At 69.8% G+C, this 25,227-nt stretch carries 10 protein-coding genes and 3 pseudogenes; 11 read left to right on the plus strand and 2 right to left on the minus strand.

Going from position 1 to position 25,227, the window contains the following annotated elements:
• Positions 1-22: 22 nt before the first annotated feature.
• Both K3769_RS34325 and K3769_RS34330 read right to left on the minus strand, forming a co-directional pair.
• Complete coding sequence (locus K3769_RS34325; RefSeq protein WP_267030131.1) at positions 23-847, minus strand: SDR family NAD(P)-dependent oxidoreductase; 825 nt, start codon at positions 845-847, stop codon at positions 23-25.
• Positions 834-1,595, minus strand: a complete 762-nt coding sequence (locus K3769_RS34330; RefSeq protein WP_308216419.1) for a thioesterase II family protein — start codon at positions 1,593-1,595, stop codon at positions 834-836. The genes K3769_RS34325 and K3769_RS34330 overlap by 14 nt, the downstream gene beginning before the upstream one ends.
• A 569-nt stretch (positions 1,596-2,164) precedes the next feature.
• On the opposite strand from K3769_RS34330, the gene K3769_RS34335 reads away from it, so the two are divergent.
• The 11 genes and pseudogenes from K3769_RS34335 to K3769_RS34380 form a co-directional block, all read left to right on the plus strand.
• Positions 2,165-2,380: an MbtH family protein gene (locus K3769_RS34335; protein WP_267030132.1), complete on the plus strand. Its 216-nt coding sequence runs from the start codon at positions 2,165-2,167 to the stop codon at positions 2,378-2,380.
• A 478-nt stretch (positions 2,381-2,858) separates the two neighbouring features.
• Positions 2,859-6,680 (plus strand): non-ribosomal peptide synthetase, encoded by a 3,822-nt coding sequence (locus K3769_RS34340; protein ID WP_267030133.1) that lies wholly within the window; start codon positions 2,859-2,861, stop codon positions 6,678-6,680.
• Positions 6,681-6,894: 214 nt separating this feature from the next.
• Positions 6,895-8,139, plus strand: a pseudogene (locus K3769_RS34345) (ISAs1 family transposase); the annotation flags it as partial.
• 940 nt (positions 8,140-9,079) lie between these two features.
• On the plus strand, positions 9,080-9,436 hold the full coding sequence (locus K3769_RS34350; protein WP_267031665.1) for a MerR family transcriptional regulator: 357 nt from the start codon (positions 9,080-9,082) through the stop codon (positions 9,434-9,436).
• A 258-nt stretch (positions 9,437-9,694) separates the two neighbouring features.
• Positions 9,695-9,877 (plus strand): annotated as a pseudogene (locus K3769_RS41295) (hypothetical protein); the annotation flags it as partial.
• Positions 9,878-10,374: 497 nt separating this feature from the next.
• The gene (locus K3769_RS34355) at positions 10,375-10,590 is read left to right on the plus strand and encodes an MbtH family protein (protein ID WP_267030134.1); all 216 of its coding nucleotides are present in this window, start codon (positions 10,375-10,377) and stop codon (positions 10,588-10,590) included.
• A 330-nt stretch (positions 10,591-10,920) separates the two neighbouring features.
• A complete protein-coding gene (locus K3769_RS34360; RefSeq protein ID WP_267030135.1) occupies positions 10,921-12,507 on the plus strand; it encodes an amino acid adenylation domain-containing protein in 1,587 nt (528 codons plus the stop codon).
• 34 nt (positions 12,508-12,541) lie between these two features.
• Positions 12,542-12,772 (plus strand): phosphopantetheine-binding protein, encoded by a 231-nt coding sequence (locus K3769_RS34365; RefSeq protein WP_267030136.1) that lies wholly within the window; start codon positions 12,542-12,544, stop codon positions 12,770-12,772.
• Between the two features lie 94 nt (positions 12,773-12,866).
• Complete coding sequence (locus K3769_RS34370) at positions 12,867-14,054, plus strand: NAD(P)/FAD-dependent oxidoreductase (protein ID WP_267030137.1); 1,188 nt, start codon at positions 12,867-12,869, stop codon at positions 14,052-14,054.
• 43 nt (positions 14,055-14,097) lie between these two features.
• Entirely contained in the window at positions 14,098-21,882 is a 7,785-nt protein-coding gene (locus K3769_RS34375) for a non-ribosomal peptide synthetase (RefSeq protein ID WP_267030138.1), read from the plus strand.
• Positions 21,879-25,156 (plus strand): annotated as a pseudogene (locus tag K3769_RS34380) (non-ribosomal peptide synthetase); the annotation flags it as partial. The gene K3769_RS34375 and the pseudogene K3769_RS34380, both read left to right, overlap by 4 nt.
• Between the last annotated feature and the right edge of the window lie 71 nt (positions 25,157-25,227).

Consider the following 25,227-nt stretch of genomic DNA (forward strand, 5'->3'; position numbering starts at 1 on the left):
TTTGGTGAGGCCGGGAAAAGGGTCAGCGGGCGGAGAAGCCGGCATCCACGGGGATCACCGTTCCGGTGACCTTGAGGGAGTCGTCGCCGGCGAGCCAGATCGCGGCACCGGCGACGTCGGCCGGGTCGACCAGCGAATCGGTCGCCACCGACTCCAAATAGACGGCTTCCTGCTCCTCGTAGCTGATGCCGAGCGCGTCGGCGACGACCGCGGTCATCTGGCCGTCCACGGCCGGGTCGTCCCGCACCGGACCCGGGCACAGCGCGTTGACCCGGATGTTGAGCGGCGCGTAGTCCAGCGCGGCTGCCTTGGTCAGGCCGACCAACCCGTGCTTGGAGGCGACGTATCCGGCGAAGTGGCGGTAGCCGACGAGGCCGGCCGTCGACGCGACGTTGACGATGCTGCCCGACCTCTGGGCGATCATGACCGGCGCGACAGCCGTGATCAGGTGCCATGGCCCCGAGAGGTTCACATCCAGCACGACCCGCCACTCCTCCTCGGTGAAGTCGTGCGCGGCTTTCCCCGACGGTGCCCCCACCCCCGCGTTGTTGATCAGGGCGTCGATCCGCCCGAACCGGTCCACCGCGGCCGTGACGGCCGATGTCACGGCGGACCGCGAGCGCACGTCCGCCGTGGCGACGAGCACGGACGCGCCGTTCTTGCGGCACAGCCGTGCGGTCTGCTCCAACTGGTCCGCGGAACCCAGGGCGTAGGGGATCTCCGGAAGGTCACCGGCGATGTCCATGAGAACGACGTCCGCGCCCTCCTCGGCAGCCCGCATCGCGCATGCCCGGCCGATTCCCCTGGCCGCGCCCGTGATCACGACCGTCTTGTCATGCAGTCTCATGGGGGAGCCCTCCGGACTCGACGCGGCCGGCAGCGAGGGTCTTCGAGATCAGTTCGAGCAACGGCACGGGGTCATCAGCCAGATACATGTGCCCTCCGGGCAAGTCGGCCAGGGAGAAGTGCGCGGCGGTCGTGTCCTGCCACTTGGTCACTTCGTCACGGGTGACGAACGAGTCGTCCGCGGCGTATACCGCGGTCATGGGGACGTCGAGCGGGGCTCCGCCGCGCGGCCGGTAGCCCTCGTCCATCGCGAAATCCGAACGCAGTGTCGGTATCAGCAGCTCACGTATCTCCGGTACGTCGAAGGCGGCGTACCGGCGCCCGGTGGTCTTCTCCACGTGTTTGAGGAATTCGTCGTCGGTCATCCCGGACACGTCGCTGACCGGGCCGGCGGACGGCGCGCGCGCCGCGCTGACGAAGAGGTGCACCACCTCGTTGCCCGACTCGGTGATGCGCCGGGTGAGTTCGTAGGCGAGCGCCGCGCCGAGGAAGCAGTGCCCGAACAGCGCGACGGGGCCCGTGCCCGCCGCCTCCAGCGCGGCGGGGAGCAATCCGTCCGCCGCGGCGTGCAAGTTCCGGTACGGCTTCTCGTCCAGCTGGCGCTCGCGGCCGGGCAGTTGGAGCGGCGTGGCCACCGCTCCGCTCAGACCCATCCCGTTCCATGGGCGGAAGAAATTTGCTCCGCCCCCGGCGAACGGAAGGCACAGCAACGGCACCCCGCCGTGCTCCGAAGTCGTCGGCTTGGTCACTGCATTTCCTCCAAGCGGAAACTCCCGGACGGCTCGGAGACGCCGTCCGGGACAGGCGGATGGTGAATGTCGAGCCGTGCGAAATGCTGGCTGTTGCGATGGCGTAAAGTCCTTCAGCTAATTCTTTTCCTGCACGGCGCAAGAATGGTCGCCGCTGTGCTACGGAGTTCAGCAGGGGACGGAACTCTTCCAGCATCTCTCCTCGGGAGACCAGGCCTTGGCGGGCCACCCGTGTAGAGCTGCATTTCACTGCGCGCTCTCTGTGGTCGCGCCGGTGGGAAGATATTGACTGAACTCGGATTCGAGCAGGCCCATTTACGTGCCACTGCTCGGCCATGGTGGCACAGAACGTTAGTGGGGGCACAGGTCCGGGCCGACCACTGAGGGCTCAGCGACGCTTCCGACCTTGTCGCGCTGGTGGTCGGGTCCTACGGTGGGTCAGCATTCCAGGGCGACTGCGGATGCCGGCTGTCCCGTCGGCGGGACAGCGACGATCCGTGAACCCGTGCCCGGCCCTGGCGATTCCCGATACCGAGTTACTTCTCGGCGACGGATTAAGGACGGTGTCAATGAGCAAGAACCCTTTTGATGACGAGGACGGCCGTTTCTACGTCGTGGTCAACGACGAGGAACAGCACTCCCTGTGGCCGGTGTTTGCCGAAATGCCCGCAGGCTGGCGGGTGGTATTCGGTGAAGCGGCCAGGGCAGAGTGCCTGGAGTACGTCGAGCAGAATTGGACCGACTTGCGCCCGAGGAGCCTGCGGGAGGCCATGGCGGCGGACTGAACGGCCGGTCGGATTCCCCAGAGGAATGGACCACGAGGTCCGTACCGTCCGCTCTGCGGAACGAGAGTGATCGCCGCCGTAGTGCTCAGTCGAGTCATCGGTCTACGCCAGGCGAACACTCTTTTTGGGAGATGAAGGTAGTGGGGCGCCTCCCGCGTGAACCGCGAGCAGTTGCCAGGCGGGGCAGGTGGGCACCAGCGGTGAGTTCGCGCAGCGCGATGCGGTTCTCTCCTTCATGGGTAAAACAAGCAAGGGTGCAGAAGTCGGGGATGACCCTTTCTTCGAGTTCGGCGGACATTTCCTGCCCGCCACCCGGCCGATCAGCCACGCCTGCGCGGAGCTTGGGACAGAGATTCCCGATCCGCAAAATTTTTCGACCTGCCGACAGTGGCCGCGCTCGCCGCGTGGACGGAGGAATCGGCCGCTCCCCGTCGCCCCCGGCCTGCGCAAGATGATTCGTATGAGGAGTTAAGAGGAAATGATTCCCCTGTCCTACGCGCAACGCCGTATGTGGGTTCTGCACCGGATGGCCGGCGAGTCGGAGAACTGGAACATGCCGGCGGCCTTCCGGCTGACCGGATCCCTGGACCAGGCCGCCCTCGCCGCGGCGATCCGCGACGTGGTCGACCGTCATGAGATCCTGCGCACCATCTACGTGATGAACGACGACGGTGGGCTCCACCAGCGGATCCTTCCGACAGCGGAGGTGTCGCTGGAGATGCCGGTGGTCGAGTTGGCGCCCGAGGACGTGTCCGGCGCGGTCGACGAGGCCATGGCGTACCGCTTCGACCTGGCGGCCGAGATCCCGGTGCGGGTGCGCCTGTTCCGCATCTCACCCCGGGAACACGTCCTGGTCCTGCTCGTGCACCACATCGCTTCGGACGGCTCCTCGTTCGCGCCGCTGGTACGGGACCTGGCCGAGGCGTACACCGCCCGCCTGGACGGCGGGGCTCCGCAGTGGGTGCCGCTTCCGGTGCAGTACAAGGACTACACGATGTGGCACCGCGAGATGCTCGGCGACGTCGCGGACCCGGACAGTCTCGCCGCGACGCAGATCGAGTACTGGCACAGGGAGCTGGCCGGGGTGCCGCAGCCACTGAACCTGCCGCTGGACCGCCCGCGGTCCGCGGAAGCGAGTGAGTGCGGCGCCGTGGTCGACCTTGAGGTGGGGCCGGAGGTGGGGACCGGGCTGCAGAAGCTGGCCGACGAGCGCGGGTCGACCATGTCGATGGTGCTGCACGCCGCGCTGTCGGTGCTGCTGTGCAGGATCGGCGGCGGTGAGGACGTGACGATCGGCAGCTCGATCGCCGGGCGGACCGACGAGGCGCTGGCGGATCTGGTCGGGTTCTTCGTCAACACTCAGGTGCTGCGGGTGGACCTCTCCGGCGACCCGGCGTTCACCGAGCTGCTCGCCCAGGTGAGGGACAAGTCGCTGGCGGCCTACGAGCACCAGGACGTCCCGTTCGACATGCTGGTCGAGGCGATCAACCCCGAACGCTCCGCCGCGTACCAGCCGCTGTTCCAGGTAATGCTCGGCCTGCAGAACTATGAGAGGCCGCAGTTCGAACTCCCCGGGCTCACCCTGGAGGTCGAGCAGGCCGCCCAGCCGACCGCCAGGGTCGACCTGTTCTTCAACCTGGTCGTGGACGACTCGGGGGCGCTGCGGGGCGACCTCTCGTACCCGGTCGACCTGTTTGACCGGGAGACGGTCGAGGCCGTCGCCGCCCGGTTCGTGCGTGTACTGGAGCAGGTGGTCGCCGATCCGGGCGTGTGCGTCGGAGACGTCGACGTGCTGAGCGCGGGGGAGCGGCAGCGGCTGGTGGTGGAGCTGAACGACACCGCCGAGCCGACCCTGGACGACGGACTGGTCGCGGCGGTGCTCAAGCAGGTACAGGCGGCACCGGAGGCGCGCGCCGTCATCGGCGAGGAGGAGTCGCTCACCTACCGGGAGCTGGACGCGCGGTCGAGCAGGCTGGCGCACTGGCTGGTCGACCGCGGTGTGCGGGCGGAGTCGCGGGTCGCCGTGTGCCTGCCGCGGACGGTGAATCTGGTGGTGGCGCTGCTGGCGGTGCTGAAGGCCGGTGGGGCTTCCGTTCCGATCGATCCGGACGACCCGCGTTCGTGGATCGACGACATCCTTGAGCATGCGGATCCGACGCTCGTCCTCGACGCCGACGCGCTGGCCGGCGCGGACTGTTCGGGGTACCCGGATGCGGCACCGGAGGTGGCCGTCCGCCCCGAGAACACCCAGTACGTGACCTACATGTCGGGGGCGACGGGGGAGCCGAAGGGGGTGGCGATCCCGCGCGGCGCGGTTGCGAATTCCCTGGCCACGACGGAGCGTCGGTTCCCGCTGTCGTCCGCGGACCGGATGCTGTTCGGCACAGCCGTGGCGCTCGACATGGCACACATCGAGCTGTACCTCCCGCTCATCGCCGGCGCGACCATGGTGGTGGCGGGGAAGGACACCGTCACCGACATGCCGACCGTGGCGGAGTTGATGCATCGCCACGGGGTCACCGCGGTGCAAGCCACGCCCGCCTTCTGGCAACTGCTGTTGATGCACGAACCGCACGTCGCGAACGGTCTGCGGATCATCGTCGGCGGGGAGGTGGTGCCGGCACGGCTTGCCAGGATCCTGGCGAAGCAGGCCGCCGAAGTGTTCCACATGTATGGCCCGACCGAGACGACGGCGTGGAGCACCGCGGCACGCGTGAAGGTGGGGGCGGGGGTGCCGATCGGGTTGCCGGTCGGGAACACCCAGGTGTACGTGCTCGACTCACGGCTGCGCCCGGTTCCCCGCGGGGTGCCGGGCGAGCTGTACCTCGCCGGTGCCGGGATGGCCCGCGGGTACCGGCGCCGGCCGGAGCTGACCGCGGCGCGGTTCGTGGCGTGCCCGTTCGGCCCCGCCGGCGCGCGGATGTACCGCACTGGGGACCTGGTGCGGTGGGGCAGCAACGGGCAGCTGGAGTACATTGAGCGAACCGATCGCCAGGTGCAGATCCGGGGCTTCCGGGTCGAGCTGGGGGGGATCGAGCATGTGCTGACCGGGCTTCCCGGCGTGGCGCAGGCGGTGGCTGTGCTGCGTGAGAACGAGGTCAGCGGCAAAGGCATCGTGGCCTATGTGGTGCCCGAGCCCGATGTCGCAGAGGCTGATGCCGGTGTTCAGACGCTGCTCGCCGAGCTGTCCGAGTACCTGCGTGGGCGCCTGGCGGACCATTTGGTGCCTTCCGCGCTGGTTCCGCTTCCGGAGATCCCGCTCACCCCGGACGGAAGGCTCGACCACGGAGCACTGCCGTCCGAGGACACGAACACCGCGAACAGCCGAGGGCCGCGCAACTCCCACGAAGAGAAGATGTGCGCCCTCTTCAGCGAGCTGCTCGGCCTCGAGAGAGTGGGTATCGACGACGACTTCTTCGAGCTGGGCGGGCACTCGATGCTGGCCACCCGGCTCAGCGCCCGCATCCGCGACGAGTTCGACATCGACATGCCTCTCAGGACGATCATCAAGTACCCGACGGTGGGCGAGTTGGCCGCACTGCTGATCGTCGGCACTCCCGGGGAAGTCTCCGACCCGTTCGCTGTCGTGCTGCCGTTGAACAGCGATCCCGGTACCGGCAAGCTCCCGCTGTGGTACTTCCACGGGGGAGGCGGACTGGGCTGGCCGTTCTTCAGCTTCGCGCTGCACGCGCAGGACCGGCCCAACTACGCCCTGCAGTCCCGCGGCTGGAACGGCGTGGACAAGCTGACGGGCTCGGTGGAGGAGATGGTTGAGGATTACGTCGACGAGATGGTGAAGATCCAGCCGGAAGGACCCTTCCACCTGATCGGCTGGTCCTACGGCGGCACAGTCGTGCAGGCCGTCGCGGAGGCGATCGACCGGCGTGGGCGCGAGATCGCTTTCGTGGCCATCCTGGACTCCCAGCCGGCGGGGAGTCACTACAAAGAGTACTACAAAGCGATGCATGCCGGGAGGACGTTCTCGGACTACCAGACGGAGATCAAGGATCACCTCGGCCAATACTTCGGCACTGAAAACCGGCAACACCTCGTGGACACCCTGGCGAAGATCCTGGCCAACAACACGGCCATCATGTCGAGATTCGAATCGCCGGTATACCGCGGTGATGTGCTGTTCTTCAACGCGACACTTGAGGAGAACCAGTACGTGCACCTGTGGCGGCCGTACATCCTCGGTCCCATTGAGATACACGATGTGCGTGCTGTGCATCACGAAATGCACATGCCCGAACCCGTGGCCCAGATCATGGAGGTCATCAACCGCAAGCTGGCGGCGTGACCGGACATCGGTTCCCCCGGAACGGGTTCGACGAACCATCACATGGATGATTGGGGTCGGTAGCTGCAGAACTGCACCGGCCCGAGCCCCAGGGGCCCGTGGAGAGCTCCGTAGATCCCGGTTTGGTCGGATGGTCACGGGTGGCCGGACGTGAGACGAGCACGGCTCTTGTGGATCATGGAGTTCTCTACGCTCCCAGATCAGCAAGGCTGCCGTGCTCGTCACTCCGTCCTCTCTCATGTCCGTGTCCATCGGGGCGACACCCTCCTCGTCCGTCGTCCCGGCCGGGAAGGTGCCTCCTTCCGGTCTGCTGCGGGCGCCGGCCAGGGTGCCCGATCCCCGGGATCCACGTGGAGTGCGCTACCGACTGCCCACGCTGCCGGCGATCGGGGTGTGCGCGATGACGGCGGCCGGTCACAACTTCCCGGTCGCGACAGCCGAGTGAGCCCGCCGCTTTGATCAGGCGATACCGGCCCGGCTGGGCTGTCCTTTCGATCCGTTCGCCGGCAGCTTCCGGGCGCCGGGAGAGCGGACCTTGCGGGACGTCTTCGCCCGGGTCGGCCCCGGCGCCATCACCTCGGCCGGATTCGCCCGGCTCACCGCTCTGACCCCGGCCATGGTGGGGCCGCTGAGCCCGGACGGTATTGCGGAGCGCGAGCAGCGCCGTGCCCACCGGGCCGCCGCACGCGGGCGTGATCAGCGGCGGCGTCGGCGGGCGTTCGCGGTGGACGGCAAGTGCCTGCGCGGAGCCGTCCGCACTGCTGGCAGCCGGGTGTTCGTGCTGACCGCCGTCCGTCACGATGACGCGCTGACCGCGGCCCTGCGTGAGATCGGCGCGAAAACGAACGAGATCCCCGAGTTCGCCCCGCTGCTGGACACCATCGACGACCAGGACCTGAACAATGGCGTGGTCACGGTCGACGCCCTGCACGCACGGAAGGACCATGCCCGCCACCTCGTCGAGGACCGGAAAGCGCACTACCTGCTGTCCGTGAAGAACAACCAGCCCACCCTGGCACGGCAGTTGAAGAAGCTTCCCTGGGCGCAGGCACCGGTCCTGGACCGCTCCCGTGCTCGCGGACACGGCCGCGAGGAGATCCGGGAGGTGAAAGTGGCGTCCATGGACGGCCTGCTCTTCCCCCACGCCCGCCAGGTCGTGCGCATCCACCGAGAACGCCGCCGCATCGGCACGAAGAAGTGGACCACCGAGACGGTCCACGCCGTCACCGACCTGCCCGCCCACCAGGCGTCCGCCGCCGAACTCGCGGCCTGGGCCCGTGGACACTGGATCATCGAGAACACCGTCCACTGGACCAAGGACGTCACCTTCGCCGAGGACGCCAGTCAGGTCCGCCGTCACCACACCCCGGCCGTCATGAGCGCCCTGCGCGACCTGGCCCGGGCCACCCTCCACCGCAACGGCTGGACCAACACCGCCAGCGGCCGACGCGCCCACACCTTCCACAGCCGTCCTGCACCTGTGCGAGCACCTTCGGAAGCTGGCTGCCTGGCGCGGCGTAGAAGGTCTTGCCGTGGTCCGTGGTCCGCGGGCAGTGTGCACATCCTCCTGGCGAGGTCCGGGGCAACCGCATCTCGGCCAGAGCCCGACGCGGCCGGACGATGTCGATCTCCCCTGGCAGAGGCCGGCGTAGAGGGACCCGTGCCCGCGGCGGTGTTCCGGAGCGAGTGCCAGGTCGACCCGTGTCCACACCGGCCCGTCTGTGCGCAACAGCGCATCGCACAACTCGAACAACGCGTCGCCCCGCATGGTCAGACACGCGTACTACTCCGTCCGGAAGCACGACACTTCCCTGAACGCATTCTGCAGGACGCTCTGATACCTCAAGTTCGAGTCGCGTTCCGCGTGCCCGTCGCTCCACGATGCTGACCGCCGCGCACTGCATCCCCAACGGCGGCTCGGTCACCACCCGCAACGACGTCATGGGCTACGTGATCGAGGGACTGCGAGAGAACTGGGATGGCAACGGCTCACTGCGCGGGACCGTGCCATCTCCCAATGATGACGAGTTCCGCGGCGAACCTCGCCCTGGTGGAGATGCCCGACGGCGAGGACGACACCATTCCCAAGTTCGGTGAGGGCATGTTCTACGGGGTCGGCAATACCGAGGGTCGCCGCATTCGCTCACCGTTCAGTAAACCCGCAAAGCCGTTGGACGAGTTCTGTACCGGCGGGGCCAGGACCGCCGAGGTCTACGGCTGGGTAACCAGGGAAACTCGCGTCAACAAGTTCATCAACGACAACATCTTCGGCACCCTTGCCATGGTGCGAGGCGTCAATACGGCCACCAATCGGGGGCAGTGCCCCCGGAGCCGGTATTGCCAGCCTGAACCTGACGTCGATGTGAGGTATGAGCGGGAAGGGAGTGACCTGCTGCGTCATGCGCATCGGACAGCTCGCCAGGCGGTCAGGGGTCGGCGTGCGGGCCCTGCGCCACTACGAGGAGCAGCGGCTCCTGGAATCGACGCGGACGCCTGGTGGGCAGCGTGACTGTCCCGGCGAAGTCCTGGAGCGGGTCCAGCTCATCCAGGATCTCTTCGCGGCCGGCCTCTCCAGCCGTACCGTCGTCGAACTCCTGCCGTGCGTGAGCACCGGCGTCGCGACCCCCGCCATGCTCGACCAGCTCGTCGTCGAGCGCGACCGCATCGCCGCACGCGTCCAGGACCTGACCCGGGCCAGGACCGAACCCGGCCGCGTGATCGAGAACGTGACCGCGGCGAACGTGGCGCAGGGCTGATCAGCCCGTCGCGAGGGGTGGGGCCCCGACCTGTCCGGCATCTACCGGGCAATGGCCGGCCACGGGAAGCCCCCGGGCGTATCCGGAGGCCGTCGAAATAGCGTTCGTCGCTCCCGCTGCCCCGGACACACGCCGGGCAGCGATGGGCAGGGCAGGCCGCGGCTGACCACCGTGCCGGCACACCGCTGGACCGGTCAGCCGCAACCTCTCCGACCGGACAACGCCCACGAGCGGACAGCAAGGGTCCGGGCGGCCTGCGCCGCCACCAGCCCGCATCCACCGGCCGACCTCGCCGAGATCGTCCGTCTCTGCGGACTGCGGCCCTGCTGGGAGCAGTGGTTCACCCCACCCGGCTCACACGCCTCGACTGCCCTGCCGGCCGCCGGTGGCAAGCCCGGACGGAAAGGACCCGCCCTCCTGGCTCCAGGCACTGATCGACACGGTCTTGATCTCTACTGCCGCATTTGACGAACTGCCGATAGCCGCTGCGGACTGACCGTCATGCCATCAGCTCGCACTCCGGCGCGCCAAACCTTGCCGACCCCGGCCGAACAGACCGCCGCACTGCTTCGCCAAGCCCAGATCCCGCAGGGCGACAGCGTCACCGTCTTCGAATTCGGCGGATCCGCGAGATGTGAACGATCTGCCGCCGGAGCGGAATTCGAGTGGGTGAATCCACTGGTACGCCGTTCGGTCATGGTGGCACGGAATCCGGTGCGGCACAGGCCCTGACCGGCGAATGGGAGCCGGTGATCCTGCCGACCTTGTGGCGTCGGCGGTCGAGTCCCTACGGTGGCGTCAGCTTTCCAGGGTGACCGCGGATATCCGGTGTCCTGTCGACAGGACGACACCGATGAGCGCATCGCGCCCGCTCCGGCGATTTCGAATCCGAGCATTTCCAACTCCGCGTCACGCCGTGACGGTTAAGGACGGTGGCAGTGAGCACGAACCCCTTCGACGACGAGGACGGCCGCTTCTACGTCGTGGTCAACGACGAGGAGCAGCACTCCCTGTGGCCGGTGTTCGCCGAGGTGCCCGAGGGCTGGCGAGTGGTCTTCGGCGAGGCCGGCAGGGCCGAGTGCCTGGACTACGTCGAGCAGAACTGGACCGACCTGCGCCCGAGGAGCCTCCAGGAGGCCATGGCGGCGGACTGAACGGCGGCGGCGTTCTCCGAAAAGCGGAGGGGCGCGGCCGGTGACCGGCGGTGACGACCGGACATGCCGAGCCGGTCGGCCCCTCCCGCGGAACGCCGGGACGGTCCAACGCCCGTTGCGGAATGCCTCCTTCGCCACGTGTGAATGATTTCGCTCTTCTGCGCCCTCGCTCGTCTCCCTGGGAAAAGCGCGCCAAAAGTCCGCGAAGAGTGCGCGCAGCCGCGTAGCCGGGGTGGTCGCGCGAGCACCGCCCCGGCTCGGCCGCGCCTGCCCGGTCGAGCAGAGCCAGCGGCTCGCCAGGCCGGGCACCTCTCAGATCGGAGACAGTTGATGATCCTTCAGGGAAAGCGGGTGGCCCTGCCTGCGGCGCCCGTCGTCCACCGGCGGTTCGAGGAGCACGCGCGGGCCACTCCCGACGCCGTCGCCGTCTTCCACGGCGGGCGGCGGGTGACCTACGCGGAACTGAACGCCGAGGCGAACCGCTTCGCTCGCTTCCTCATCGCACGTGGACACGGCCGTGGCACGAAGGTCGGTGTCTGCCTCGACTACTCCGTCGACATCCTCGTCACCATCCTCGGCACACTGAAGGCGGGCGCGGCCTACGTCCCTCTCGACCCCGCCTATCCGGCGGCCAGGCTCCAGTTGCTACTGGGCCAGATACCCGACCTCGCGCTGATCGTGGCCTCCCCGGCGACCGCCCCGCTGGTTGCGTCGACGACCGCCGAGATCGTCGGGACGGAGCAGCTCTCCGAGGCCCTGGCCGGCCTCCCGACGACCGACCCCGACGTCCCGGTCGCCGGGGACGACGTGTGCTACGCGGTCTTCACGTCCGGGTCGACCGGGACACCCAAGCTGACCGCGGTACGGCACGAGGGCTGGTTCAACCTGATGAACTGGCTGACGCTCGAGTACGGACTGCACAGCGCGTCGCACAACCTGGTCGTCAGCGCGTTCGGTTTCGACCTGTCCCAGCGCAGCCTGATGACCCCGCTGTTCTGCGGCGCCACCCAACACCTCATGGCCAGCCGGAACTTTGACGCCGCGATGGCCTACCGCATGCTGACCCAGCACGGGATACGCATCCTGCACTGCGCCTCCAGCACGCTGTACCTGATGGTGGACTGGGAGACCGCACGGGGAGGCCAGGCGCTCGCCGGGCTGGACCACATCCTGTTCGGCGGGGAGCCGCTGCGCGTCGAACGGATCCTGGACTGGGCCCGGCGTGAGGGAAACACCTGCACGCTCCTGCACCAGTACGGTGTCGCCGAGTGCACCGACGTCGCGTCGTCCTACGACCTCGTCGGCTACCGCCCCGGCGAGCACGACATCGCGCCCGTGGGCAGGCCGGCCCACAACACCGACATCCACCTTCTCGACGAGCGGACGCGCGGCGTCGCGGCGGGGGAGTACGGCGAGATATACATCTCCGGTGCCGGCGTCGGCGCGGGCTATCTCAACGGCACGGGTCCCGAGTCCGAGCGGTTCACGACCGTTCTGGTCGACGGCGCGCCGCGCAGGATGTACCGCACGGGTGACCGCGGATGCGTGAACGAGGCCGGGGAACTCGTCGTCGCCGGCCGGATGGACGCCCAGGTGAAGGTGCGGGGCATGCGCATCGATCCCACCGACGTCGAACGCGCGCTGGGCAGGCTGGCCGACGTCCGTGAGGCCGCCGTGGTCGTCCACCACACCGACTCCGGCGACGCCGAGCTGATCGCGTTCCTGGTACCGGGAGCGGCCGAACCCGCCGAGGACGAGGTGCGGGACCGGCTGCTGCGGACCTTGCCGCGCACCATGGTCCCGGCCAGGTTCCTCACCATCGCGTCCCTTCCGCTGAGTCCGCACGGAAAAGTGGACCGTGCGGCATTGCTCCAGCAATTCCACCAGAAATTCCTGGCCAGTGGTGCGACGGCGTAGTCGACGAATCCCGCTGACAACCGAGAGGAATACGATGATTGTCGACCGGGTGCGCACCATCTGGTGCCGGGAACTGCGAAACGACGACATAGCGGTCGACGACAATTTCTTCACCCTGGGCGGCCAGTCCGTCATCATGGCCAGAATCCAGGCGGCGTTCATCGACGAACTGGGCTTGGAGGTTCCCGTGGACCAGATGTTCCTCAACCCAACCGTGGCGTCGATCTCCGCGTACATCGAATCCCTGAACGCCGCGACTCCGTAGTGATGTGCTGCTCGTGCGCTTCATCATTCATCACCTGGGCATTTCCGGCTCCGGCCGCGTTGGAATCCGAAAACCACCTGGTTAGAGAGACGCCATGTATGACGTCATTGTCGTAGGTGCCCGTTGCGCGGGTTCACCGACGGCCATGCTTTTCGCACGGCAGGGTTATCGTGTGCTGCTCCTGGAGAAAGCAGGTTTCCCGCAGGACACCTTGTCCTCGCACTACATCCACCTGGAGGGCGTGGCGGTTCTGCAGCGGTGGGGGCTGCTCGACCGGCTCCGCGAGGCGGGCTGCCGGCCGATCAGCCACCAGAGCTACGAGGCGCCGGGCGTCCGCATCGACGGCTTCTCCCTGCCGATCGACGGTCAGCGCACCACGTACGCGCCGAGGCGGTACGTGCTCGACCCGATCCTCGCCGACGCTGCCGTGGCGGCCGGTGTGGAGTTCCGGGACTCCTGCGCGGTCAACGACCTGGTCTTCGAGGGTGACCGGGTCGTCGGTGTGCGGTACACCACGGCGAGCGGCACCCTGGCGACGGACCGGGCACGACTCGTCGTCGGCGCGGACGGGATGCGCTCGCTGGTCGCCCGCAAGGCCGGCGCACCCCACGTCATCGAGCACCCGCGGATGACCTGCACCTACTACAGCTACTGGGCCGGGGTGCCCGCGCACTTCGAGCTGTACGAGCGGCAGGGGCGCTGGATCGGCGTCATCCCCACCAACGACGACCTCACGCTGCTCATGGCCTACTTCCCGCAGGAGGAGTTCTCCGCCGTCCGCAAGGCGGTGGAACCCGCCTACCTCGACGCCTTCCGCACGACGGCACCGGAGCTGTACGAACGGATGACGGCGGGCGAGCGGGTGGAGCAGCTGTACGGCACCGGGCACCAGGAGAACTACTTCCGCAAGGCTTTCGGGCCCGGGTGGGCGCTGGTGGGGGACGCGGTGAACCACAAGGACTCCATCACCGCCCGCGGCATCACCGAAGCCTTCGTCCAGGCCCAGTCGCTCACCGGCCACATCGGGGAGGGCCTGCACGACGACGCCGCCCTCCAGGACGCGCTGCGCCGGTACGAGGACGACCTCGACGGCAACGCCCTGAGCCACTACCAGGGGGCGCTCAACGTGGCCGAGCTCAAGCCCGAGGGGCGGGCCGAACTGCTGCGGAAACTGGTCGGCCACCAGGAGCTGATCGACCGGTACTTCTCCACGCTGTCGGGTGCGTGTTCCTTGGACGACTTCTACAACACCGAACTGTTGACCGTGCTCGACCAGAGCTGAGTAGCGGCCTGCTCCCGCGAGGTTCCGCCGATTTGGAGACAGAATGATCCCGTTGTCGTTCGCGCAGCGTCGGCTGTGGTTCGTGGACCGGTTCGAAGGCCCGTCGCCGACCTACAACGGCGCTCTCGCCCTGCGTCTGACCGGCGAGCTGGACGCGGGCGCGCTGGAGGCGGCGCTCCACGACGTCGTCGGCCGGCACGAGGCCCTGCGCACGGTCGTCGTCGAGGACGACGACGGTGTTCCGCACCAGCGCGTGCTGCCTTCCGGCGCGGAGTCGTTCGGTCTGGACGTCGTCGAGGCCGCGACGGAGCAGGAGCGGGCGAGGGCGGTCGACGAGGCGGCCACCGCCACCTTCGACCTGGCCGCCGACGTCCCGATCAGGGCCCGGCTGGTGCGATGTGGTCCGCGTGAGCACACCCTGGTGCTGGTGATGCATCACATCGCCGTGGACGGCGAGTCGTTCGGGCCGCTGTGCCGTGATCTGACCACCGCCTACGCGGCCCGCCGCGACGGCAGGGCCCCGGCGTGGGAGCCGCTGCCGGTGCAGTACGCGGACTACACGCTCTGGCAGCGGGACATGCTCGGCGACGAGTCCGACCCGGACAGCCTGGCGGCCCGGCAACTGGACTTCTGGCGGCGGACCCTGGCCGACCTGGCGCAGCCGCTGGCCCTGCCCACGGACCGCCCGCGCCCCAAGTCGATGAGCCACCGCGGCGACATGATTCCGTTCTCGCTCGACCTCGAGCTGCTGCGGTCGGTGGAGAAGCTCGCCGCGCAGGCCGACACCACGGTCTCGATGGTCATGCACTCCGCTCTGGCGGTCCTCCTGCACCACCTCGGCTGCGGGGACGACGTACCCGTCGGCGCGCCGATCGCCGGCCGCACCGACGAGGAACTGCGTGAACTCGTGGGGTTCTTCGTCAACACCTGGGTGCTGCGCGTCGAACTCTTCGGCAACCCGACCTTCGGCGAGCTGCTGCAGCGGGTACGGGAGCGGGCCCTGTCGGCGTACGACCACCAGGACCTGCCGTTCGAGCGGCTGGTGGAGCTGCTGAACCCCGACCGGTCCACCGCGTACAACCCGCTCTTCCAGGTGATGCTCGCGTGGCAGCCGTCGATTCCGGAACTGGACTTCCCCGGACTGGTCTCCCGCTCCGAGCGGCTGGAGACCGCCACCGCCAAGTTCGACCTGTTCTTCGACCTGGTCCCGGACGCCTCCGGCGGGGCGCGATGCCGCCTGGAGTACCGCACCGACCTCTTCGACCAGGACACCGCCGCAGGCATCGCGCACCGCTTCGTGCGTGTGCTGAGCCGACTCGTGGCCGACCCGGAACGCCGGATCGGCGGCATCGACGTACTCGACGCCGCCGAACGCGACCGGCTGCTCGTGGCGTTCAACGACACCGCCGCACCGGTGGACGAGCTGACCGTGCCGGAGCTGTTCGAACTCCAGGTCGCCAGGACGCCCGACGCTCCCGCGATCGTGCACGACGACCGGACACTGACCTACCGGGAGCTCGACGCCCGGGCCGACGCCGTCGCCTGGGAGCTGGTGCGCCTCGGGGCCGGCCCCGAGGACCTGGTGGTCCTCGCGCTGCCGCGGGCGGAGGACCTGGTGGCCGGGCTGCTCGGCATCCTCAAGTCCGGTGCGGGCTATCTGCCCATGGATCCGCAGTACCTCGCCGGCCGCGCCGAGAGCGTGCTGTCCGAAGCCCGTCCGCGCTTCGTGGTCACCGACACCACGACGTCACGGGCCCTGCCGGCGAACGACATGACGACCGTGGACCTCGACGAGCGCGCGCGCTGGGACACGCCCGGCAGGCCGCTGCGCGACGCGGACCGCGTCGCGCGGCTGAGCCCGGACAACCTGGCGTACGTCATGTACACCTCCGGCTCCACGGGCACGCCGAAGGGCGCTGCGATCACCCACCGCAGCCTCGTCAACGGAGTACGCGAACTGACGCGCGTGCTGGACGCACCGCCCGGATGGCGCATGCTGGCCGGCACGTCGGTCAACTTCGACGTCTCGGTCTTCGAGTTGCTGACCACCCTGTCCACCGGCGGCAGCGCCGAGGTCGTCTCCAGCGCGCTGGCGCTGGGCGAACGGGACGGCTGGAACGGCCACGTGATCAGCGCGGTCCCCTCGGTGCTCGGGGAACTGGTGGGCCACCTGCGCAGGACCACGGACGTGCGCACGGTCGTGTTCGCGGGCGACGTGCTCCCGGCCCGGCTGGTGAGACAGGTGCGCGAGGCCCTGCCCGGCGTGCAGGTCGTGAACTCCTACGGGCAGAGCGAGAGTTTCTACGCCACCACCTTCTCTCTCCCGGCGTCCGAGGAGTGGTCGCAGGGCGAGGTCGCGCCGATCGGCACCCCGCTGGGCAACATGCGTGCCTACGTGCTCGGCCCGGGACTCGCCCCCGTACCGCAGGGCGCGGTCGGTGAGCTGTACGTGGTCGGCACCTGCCTCGGCCGTGGCTACCACGGCCGCCCGGGCCTGACCGCCGAGCGCTACGTGGCCAACCCCTTCGGCCCGGCGGGCGAGCGGATGTACCGCACGGGCGACCTGGCCCGCTGGAACGCGCACGGTCAGCTGGAGTGCCTGGGCCGGGGCGACGGCCAGGTGAAGGTGCGGGGCTTCCGCATCGAGACAGCCGAGGTGGAGGCCGCGGTCACCGCGTACCCCGGGATCAGCGAGGCGGTCGTGATCAGCCGCGAGCTGCCCTCGGGCGGGCGGCGGCTGGTCGCGTACGTGGTGCACGCCGGCGAGGGAGCCGTGGGTGACGATGGCGCCGGCGGGATCGGCGACGTGGACGTGCTGGCGGGTGCCTCGGCCGCCGAGCTGCGCACGTTCGTCGCGGCCCGGCTGCCCGACTACATGGTTCCCTCGGCCTTCGTGGCCCTCGACCGGATGCCGCTCGGGCCGACCGGCAAGCTGGACCGCTCGGCGCTGCCCGAACCGGAGTTCGTGGGCGAGACCTACCGGGAACCGCGCACCGAGGCCGAGGCGATCGTCGCCGCGGCCTACGCCGATGTGCTCGGTGTGGAACGCGTCGGTGTCGACGACGACTTCTTCGCCGTCGGCGGGGACAGCCTGCGGTCGATCCAGGTGGTGGCGCGGGCGCGGGCGCGGGGCCTGGACCTCACCACACGGGAGATCTTCGAGTACCGCACGGTGGCGGGCCTCGCCGAGGTGGCGTCCGCCCGACAGGATCGGGGCCCCGCGCTCGCGGAGCTGGACGGCGGCGGGGTCGGCCCGATGCCGTTGCAGCCGGTGGCACGGCAGGTGTTCGCACAGGGCGGCGGCATCGACCGCTTCGCCATGTCGATGGTGCTGGAGCTGCCCGTCGGCATCGACGGCGGCGGTCTCACCGCGACACTGGACGCCGTCCTGGACCGGCACGACCTGTTGCGGGCACGGCTGGTGCGCGGCGACGAGCCCCTGCTCGTCGTTCGGCCCGCGGGATCCGTGCGGGCGGCCGACCTGATCCGCCGGGTCGCCTGCGACGGCCGGTGGGACGAGCCCTCCTCCCTCGACGCGGCGAAGGCGGAGCTGGACGACGCGGTCGGGCGGCTCGATCCGGAGGCCGGGACCATGGCGGACTTCGTCTGGTTCGCCCCCGGGACGGGTGCGGGCCGGCTGCTCGTGGTCCTGCACCACCTGGTGGTGGACGGGGTCTCCTGGCGCATCCTCATGTCGGACTTCGCCGAGGCCTGGCAGCAGGTCCGGGCCGGCCGCACGCCCGAGCTGCCCGAGGTCGGCACCTCGGCCCGCCGCTGGGCGTCCGCTCTGGAGGACGAGGCGTTCTCCGCGGAGCGGGAAGCGGAACTGCCGTACTGGCGCGACCTGCTGGAGACGCCCGAACCCCCGCTCGGCACCCGGCCGTTCGACCCGGCGGTGGACGTGATGTCCACGGTCGACACCGTGCGGGTACAGGTCCCCGCCGATGTCACCGAGGCCGTCCTGGGCAGGCTCCCCGCAGTGTTCCGGGCGACCGCGACCGATGTGCTGCTCGCCGCGCTCGTCCTGGCGGTCGACCGGTGGCGCGGTGCGGACCGCTCGACCCTGGTCCGCCTGGAGGGACACGGGCGCGAGGAGGACATCGTCCCCGGGGCCGACCTCACCCGCACCGTCGGGTGGTTCACGAGCATGTACCCGGTGCGGATCGACGTCCGAGAGGTCGAGCCGGCCGACGTTCTGGCGGGCGGTCCCGCGGCCGGCAGGGCGATCAAGCTGGTCAAGGAGCAGTTGCGCCAGGTCCCGGACAAGGGCGTCGGGTACGGCCTGCTGCGCCACCTCAATCCGGAGACCGCCGCACAGCTCGCCCAGTACCCGGATCCCCAGATCGGATTCAACTACCTCGGCCGGATCTCGGCCGCCGATGTGCCCGAGCACCTGCGCGCCGACGGGTGGGGACCGGCGTCCTGGTCCGCCGAGCTGCTCGCGATGCCCGATCCGGATCTGCCCGCGCTGTCCGCGCTCGAAGTCAACTCCGTCGCCGTGGACACCTCCGACGGCACCCGGTTGCAGACGGCCTTCATGTTTCCCACCGGCCTGCTGTCCCGCGAGCGGACCGGTGAACTGGCCGAGCTGTGGCTGGAGGTGCTGCACGGCATGGCCGCGCACGCCGCACAGCCCGGGACCGGCGGGCTCACGCCCTCGGACGCCTCGCTGGTCTCGGTGCGGCAGGACGAGATCGAGGCCTGGGAGCGGCGTTACGGCCCGCTGACCGAGGTGTGGCCGCAGGCGCCGGGCCAGTCCGGGATCCAGTTCGAGGCCGCCCTCGCCGACGGCTCCTTCGACGTCTACCACATGCAGTTCGTGCTGCACCTGTCCGGGCACGTGGACCCGGCCCGCATGCGGGCCGCCGGACAGGCGCTCGTGGACCGGTACCCCAACCTGCGCTCGGCGTTCCTCACCGCGGCCGACGGAGATCCGGTGCAGGTCGTGGCCGACCACGTCGTACTGCCCTGGCTCCACCTGGACCTGACCGGTCGCACGACGGCCGAGCAGGAGGCGGCGCTGGACCGGGCCCTCGCCGACGACCGGGCCGACCGGCTCGATCCCACCAGGCCGCCGCTGCTGCGCCTGGCCCTGCTCACCTGCGGGCCGCGGCAGGCGAAGCTCGTCATCACGGCGCACCACACCCTGTTCGACGGCTGGTCGTCACCGGTGGTGATCAAGGATCTGATCCGGCTGTACTCCAGGACCGACGGGCTCGGCCCGGTCCGCGGCTACGGCGACTACCTGACCTGGCTGTCCACCCGGGACCGGCAGGCGTCGGCCGCCCGCTGGGCCGACGAGCTCAGCGGGTTCGACCGGCCCACGCTGGTGGCCCCCAACGCCCCCGTCCAGGAGACGGCGTCCGCCCTCGGACGGGTCGAGGTACCGCTGTCGATCGACAAGGGCCGTGCCCTGGCCCGGCGGGCCGCGGAACTCGGTGTCACGCTGAACACCCTCCTCCAGGGCGCGTGGGGCATCCTGCTGTCGAAGCTGACCGGGCAGCAGGACGTGGTGTTCGGAGCCGCAGTCAACGGCCGTCCGGCCGAACTGGCCGGTTCCGACGAGATGGTCGGCCTGTTCATCAACACGCTCCCCACCAGGGCGTACTGCCGTCCCGACCACAGCGTCGCGCAGGTCGTCACCGACCTGCAGAACCGGCAGACCGCGCTGCTCGACCACCACCACTACGGGCTCGCCGACATCCAGCGCGACGTCGGCCTGCCCGCCCTCTTCGACACCATCGTCGTGTTCGAGAACTACCCGATCGACCGGGCCGGCATCGTCGACGCCAACGCCGCCGCGGGATTCACGATCGACGGCATCCGGCCCTACGCGGGCTCGCACTACCCGCTCACGCTCAACGCCTCCGACCCCTACCTGCGGACCTCGCTGGACTACCAGAACAACCTGTACGACCGGCAGGCGGCCGAGGTGATCGCCGCCCGGCTCGTCCGGGTCCTGGACCACATACTCGACGACCCGACGGTGCCGGTCGGCTCGGTCGAGGTACTGGCCGAGGAGGAGCGCGACCGGCTGGTGCGGCGGATCAACGACACCGCCCACCCGGTGCCACCGGACACCCTGCCGGGCGCGTTCGAGGCCCAGGTGGAGCGCACGCCGGACCTCGTCGCGCTGATCGGAGAGCGGGAAAGGCTGACCTACCGGGAGTTCGACCGGCGCGCGAACCGGCTGGCGCACTGGCTGGTCGAGCAGGGCGCGGGACCCGAGCGGCTGGTCGCCGTGCGCCTGCCCCGCTCGGTGGATCTGATGGTCGCGATCTACGCGGTGGTCAAGGCGGGCGCGGCCTACGTGCCCATCGACACCGAGTTGCCCGAGGACCGGGTGCGGCACGTGCTGGACGGCGCCAGGCCGCTGCTGGTGCTCGACGCGGCGCTGCCGGACGTGTCCGCGTACCCGGCCACGACGCCCGAGCGGCGACTGTCACCGGACAACGCCGCGTACGTCATCTTCACCTCCGGTTCCACCGGCGGCCCCAAGGGCGTGCAGGTGTCACACCGGTCGATCATGAACCGGCTGGCGTGGGGCCTGGCGCACTTCGACGTCAACCACCAGGACCGGGTGCTGCTGAGCACGTCGACGAGCTTCGACGTGTCGGTGCCGGAGCTGTTCGCGCCGTTGCAGGTGGGCGCGGCCGTGGTGATCGCCCGCCCGGCCGGGCGGCGGGACCCGGCCTACCTGGCCGAGCTGATCCAGCGGGAGCGGGTGACGGGGGCGGACTTCGTGCCCTCCCTGCTGGAGGCGTTCGTCGCCGAGCCCGCGGCGAAGCAGTGCGACAGCCTGCGCTGGATGGAGGTCGCGGGTGAGGCGTTCCCGGCGACCCTGGCGAACAAGGTGGTCGGCCTGCTGCCCGACTGCGGTGTGCACAACCTCTACGGGCCCACCGAGGCGGCCGTCGAGGTCACGGCGTGGCAGCACGTGCCAGGGGCGGACCGGGTGCCGATCGGCACCCCGGTGTGGAACACCCAGGTGTACGTGCTGGACGCGGCGCTGCGTCCGGTCGCGCCGGGAGTGGCCGGTGAGCTCTACCTCGCGGGGGCCGGCCTCGCCCGCGGCTACCTAGGGCAGAGCGCGCTGACCGCGCACCGCTTCGTGGCCTGCCCCTTCGGTGCCGCCGGCGCGCGGATGTACCGCACCGGAGACCTGGTGCGCTGGAGCCGGGACGGCCAGGTCGAGTACCTCGGCCGTACCGACTTCCAGGTCAAGGTCCGCGGCTTCCGGATCGAGCTGAGCGAGGTGGAGTCGGCGCTGACCGCGCACCCGGACGTCGACAACGCCGTCGTCGTGGTGCGCGAGGACCGCGCCGACGACCAGCGGCTGGTCGCCTACGTGGTGCCGGGCGACCGTACGGCGGACTCCTCGGAGCTGGATCCGACCGCCCTGACGGAGCTGGTGCGGGGGCGGCTGCCGGAGTACATGGTGCCCTCGGCGATCGTGTCGCTCGACGCGTTCCCCACGACGGCGAGCGGGAAGCTCGACCGCAACGCGCTCCCCGCCCCCGACCACGCGGAAGCGGTGTCCGGACGAGGGCCGCGCAACCACCGAGAGGAAGTCCTCTGCCGGCTGTTCGCCGAGCTGCTCGGCGTGGAGGAGGTCGGCATCGACATCGACTTCTTCGACCACGGAGGACATTCGCTGCTGGCCACCCGGCTGATCGGCCGCATCCGCAGCGAACTCGGCACCGACGTGAAGGTCACAACGGTGTTCCGCAACCCGACCGTCGCCCAGCTGGCCGAGCAGATCGAGAAGCTCGCCACGTCGAAACGTCCCCAGCTGCGTCCGATGAACGTACAGGAGAACCGTCGATGATCCCGTTGTCCTTCGCCCAGAGCCGGATGTGGATCCTGCACAAGCTGGAAGGCCCGTCCGCGACCTACAACGTCCCGTTCGTGCTGCGCCTGGAGGGGACGCTGGACACGACGGCCCTGGCCGCCGCGGTGACGGACGTCACGAACCGGCACGAGAGTCTGCGCACCCTGATCGTCGAGAACACGGACGGCACACCGGAGCAGCGGATCCTGCCTCCCGAGGAGGCGGTGCACCCCTTCCACGTGGTCGACGTGGCCGCGGACGCCGTGGACACCGCCCTGCACGAGGTCACCTGCGAGCCGTTCGACCTGGACACGGAGCTTCCGCTGCGCACGACCGTGCTGCGGCTCGCTCCGCAGGAGCACGTCCTGGTGTTCGTCTTCCACCACATCGCCGCGGACGGGGCGTCGATAGCGCCGTTCGTCAGGGACCTGGTGTCGGCGTACACGGCCCGCCACGGGGGGAGTGCGCCGCAGTGGACGCCGCTGTCCGTGCAGTACAAGGACTACACGCTGTGGCAGCGGCAGCTGCTGGGTGACGAAGCCGACCCAAAGAGCACCATCGCGGAGCAATTGGCCTACTGGAAAAAGGAGTTGGCCGAGATTCCGCAACCGTTGCAACTGCCGCTGGACCGGCCGAGGCCGACGACGGCCAGCCACCGCGGCGGCGAGGTCCCCTTCGTACTGGCACCCGAACTGCTGTCGGGCGTGCAGAAGCTGGCGGCCGACCACGGCGCCACGCCACCGATGGTGGCCCAGGCCGTGCTGGTGGTGCTGCTGAACAAGCTGGGCGCGGGCGAGGACGTGCCGATCGGCAGCCCGATCGAGGGGCGAGGCGACGAGCAACTCGACGACCTGATCGGCTTCTTCGTCAACACCTGGGTACTGCGCGCGGACCTGTCGGGGAACCCGTCGTTCACCGACGTCCTGGAGCAGGTGCGGGACAAGGCCCTCGCCGCGTACGACAACCAGGACGTGCCGTTCGAGCGGCTGGTCGAGCTGCTCAACCCGGACCGCACCACCGCGTACATGCCCCTGTTCCAGACGGCGCTGGGCTGGCAGTTCGTGTGGGGCGAGATCGAGATCCCGGGGCTCCGGGTCACCCCCCTGCCCGTGGGCACCGGCACGGCCAAGTTCGACCTGCTCTTCAACATCGTCCCGAACGCGTCCGGCGGCACGCACGGGCTGCTGGAGTACGCGACCGACCTCTTCGACCACACCACGGCCGAGGGCGTCGTCGACAGATTCGTACGCGTGCTGGAGCAGGTGCTGGGCAACCCGGCCGTGCCGATCGGCAGCATCGACGTGCTCTCGCAGGAGGAACGCCACTGGCTGCTGCGCGAGGCCAACGACACGGCGGCGGACGTCCCGGCGCGGACCTTCGACGCGCTTTTCACCGAACGGGCCGCCGCCACGCCGGACGCCGTGGCGGTGGTCCGCGGAGACCTGGAACTCAGCTACCGGGAGATCGAGGAGCGGGCCAACCGGCTGGCACGGGTACTGGCCGAGCGCGGTGTGGGCCCCGAGTCGGTGGTGGCGGTGGCGCTGTCCCGCTCGGTCGAGTGGACCGTGGCGATCCTGGGAGTGCTGAAGGCAGGCGGGGCGTACCTGCCGGTGGACCCGGCCTACCCGGCGGAGCGTGTGGCGTTCATGGTGGCCGACTCCGGGGCCGTCCTGGTGATCGAGGACGCCGCGTCGGGGGAGCAGATGCCGCGGCTGTCCGTCCCCGTGCTCCGGCTGGACGACCCGGGCGTCGCCGCGGCACTGGCCGCCGCCGACGCGGGACCGGTGACCGACACGGACCGCCGCGCCCCGGGCGCCCTGGCCAGCACGGCGTACGTGATCTACACGTCGGGTTCGACCGGGACCCCGAAGGGAGTGGCGGTCACTCACTCGGGACTGGCCGGCCTGGTCGCCACCGAGGCCGAGCGGCTCCAGGTCACGCCGGCCAGCCGGGTGCTGCAGTTCGCCTCGCCGAGCTTCGACGCCTCGCTGTGGGAGTGGGGCATGTCCCTGCTGGCCGGAGCGACGCTGGTGCTGGCCGGCCCGGACGAACTGGCCGCGGGCGAACCGTTGATCGAGACGATCGCCGCCCACCGGGTGACCCACGCGACCTTGCCGCCGGCGGTGCTGGCGGCCCTGCCCACGGGGTCGCTGCCGACGGTGGAGACCCTGGTGGTCGGCGGCTCGGCCTCCACACCGGAACTGGTGGCGCAGTGGTCGCCCGGACGACGGATGATCAACGGCTACGGGCCGACCGAGATCACCGTGTGCGCCGCGATGAGCGCGCCGATGGTGGGTGACGGCCGTGTCCCGCCCATCGGACGGCCGATCGCCAACACTCAGGCGTACGTGCTGGACACCGCCCTGCGCCCGGTCGCGCCCGGAGTCGCCGGCGAGCTCTACATCGCCGGCCCCGGGCTCGCCCGGGGTTACCTGGGGCGGCCGGGCCTGACCGCGAGCCGGTTCGTGGCCTGCCCCTTCGGAACGCCGGGAACGCGGATGTACCGCTCCGGGACCTGGTGCGGTGGAGCAGGGACGGCCAGCTCGAATACCTCGGGAGAACCGACTCCCAGGTCAAGATCCGCGGCTTCCGCATCGAGCTGGGGGAGATCGAGCACGCGCTCACGAGCCACCCCGGCGTGTCGCAGGCCGCGGTCGTGGTGCGGGAGAACCAGCTGGGCGACCGGCAGTTGGTGGGGTACGTGGTGCCCCAGCCGTACGCTGCCGCGGTGGCCGACGCCGACTCCCAGGTGGACGAGTGGCGTGACCTCTACGACGACAGCTACGCCGGTTCCGGCGACGAGGCGCTGGGCGAGGACTTCCAGGGCTGGAACTCCAGTTACACCGGTGAGCCGATCCCACGCGAGCAGATGCTCGCGTGGCAGGACGCGGCGGTCGCGCAGGTGTTGCAGTTCGCGCCGCGGCGGGTGCTGGAGATCGGTGTGGGGTCCGGCCTGCTGCTGGCGAAGATCGTCGGAGAGGTCGAGGAGTACTGGGGCACCGACATCTCGGCCACAGTGGTGGACCGCGTCCGGGCCCAGAGCGCGCAGGCCGGACACGGCGACCGGGTCCGGGTGAGCGCCCAGGCGGCCGACGACGTCTCCGGTCTGCCCCGTGCCCGGTTCGACACGGTGGTGCTCAACTCGGTGGTGCAGTACTTCCCGAGCGTCGAGTACCTCGACCAGGTGCTGCGCCAGGTGATGGACCTCCTCGTGCCGGGCGGCCGGGTCGTCGTCGGTGACATCCGCAACGCGGCGACACGCCGCCTGATGCTGACCGCCGTGCAGCGGGCGGCCCATCCGCACGCCTCGCCCGAGGAACTGCGGACGCTGGTGACCAGGGA

Source organism: Streptomyces ortus, assembly GCF_026341275.1.
In the GTDB taxonomy this organism is placed as follows: domain Bacteria; phylum Actinomycetota; class Actinomycetes; order Streptomycetales; family Streptomycetaceae; genus Streptomyces; species Streptomyces ortus.

Coding starts and splice junctions, on each gene's coding strand:
- K3769_RS34325 (WP_267030131.1), bottom strand. CDS start 847: ATGAGACTGCATGACAAGACGGTCGTGATCACGGGCGCGGCCAGGGGA.
- K3769_RS34335 (WP_267030132.1), top strand. CDS start 2,165: ATGAGCAAGAACCCTTTTGATGACGAGGACGGCCGTTTCTACGTCGTG.
- K3769_RS34340 (WP_267030133.1), top strand. CDS start 2,859: ATGATTCCCCTGTCCTACGCGCAACGCCGTATGTGGGTTCTGCACCGG.
- K3769_RS34350 (WP_267031665.1), top strand. CDS start 9,080: ATGCGCATCGGACAGCTCGCCAGGCGGTCAGGGGTCGGCGTGCGGGCC.
- K3769_RS34360 (WP_267030135.1), top strand. CDS start 10,921: ATGATCCTTCAGGGAAAGCGGGTGGCCCTGCCTGCGGCGCCCGTCGTC.
- K3769_RS34365 (WP_267030136.1), top strand. CDS start 12,542: ATGATTGTCGACCGGGTGCGCACCATCTGGTGCCGGGAACTGCGAAAC.
- K3769_RS34370 (WP_267030137.1), top strand. CDS start 12,867: ATGTATGACGTCATTGTCGTAGGTGCCCGTTGCGCGGGTTCACCGACG.
- K3769_RS34375 (WP_267030138.1), top strand. CDS start 14,098: ATGATCCCGTTGTCGTTCGCGCAGCGTCGGCTGTGGTTCGTGGACCGG.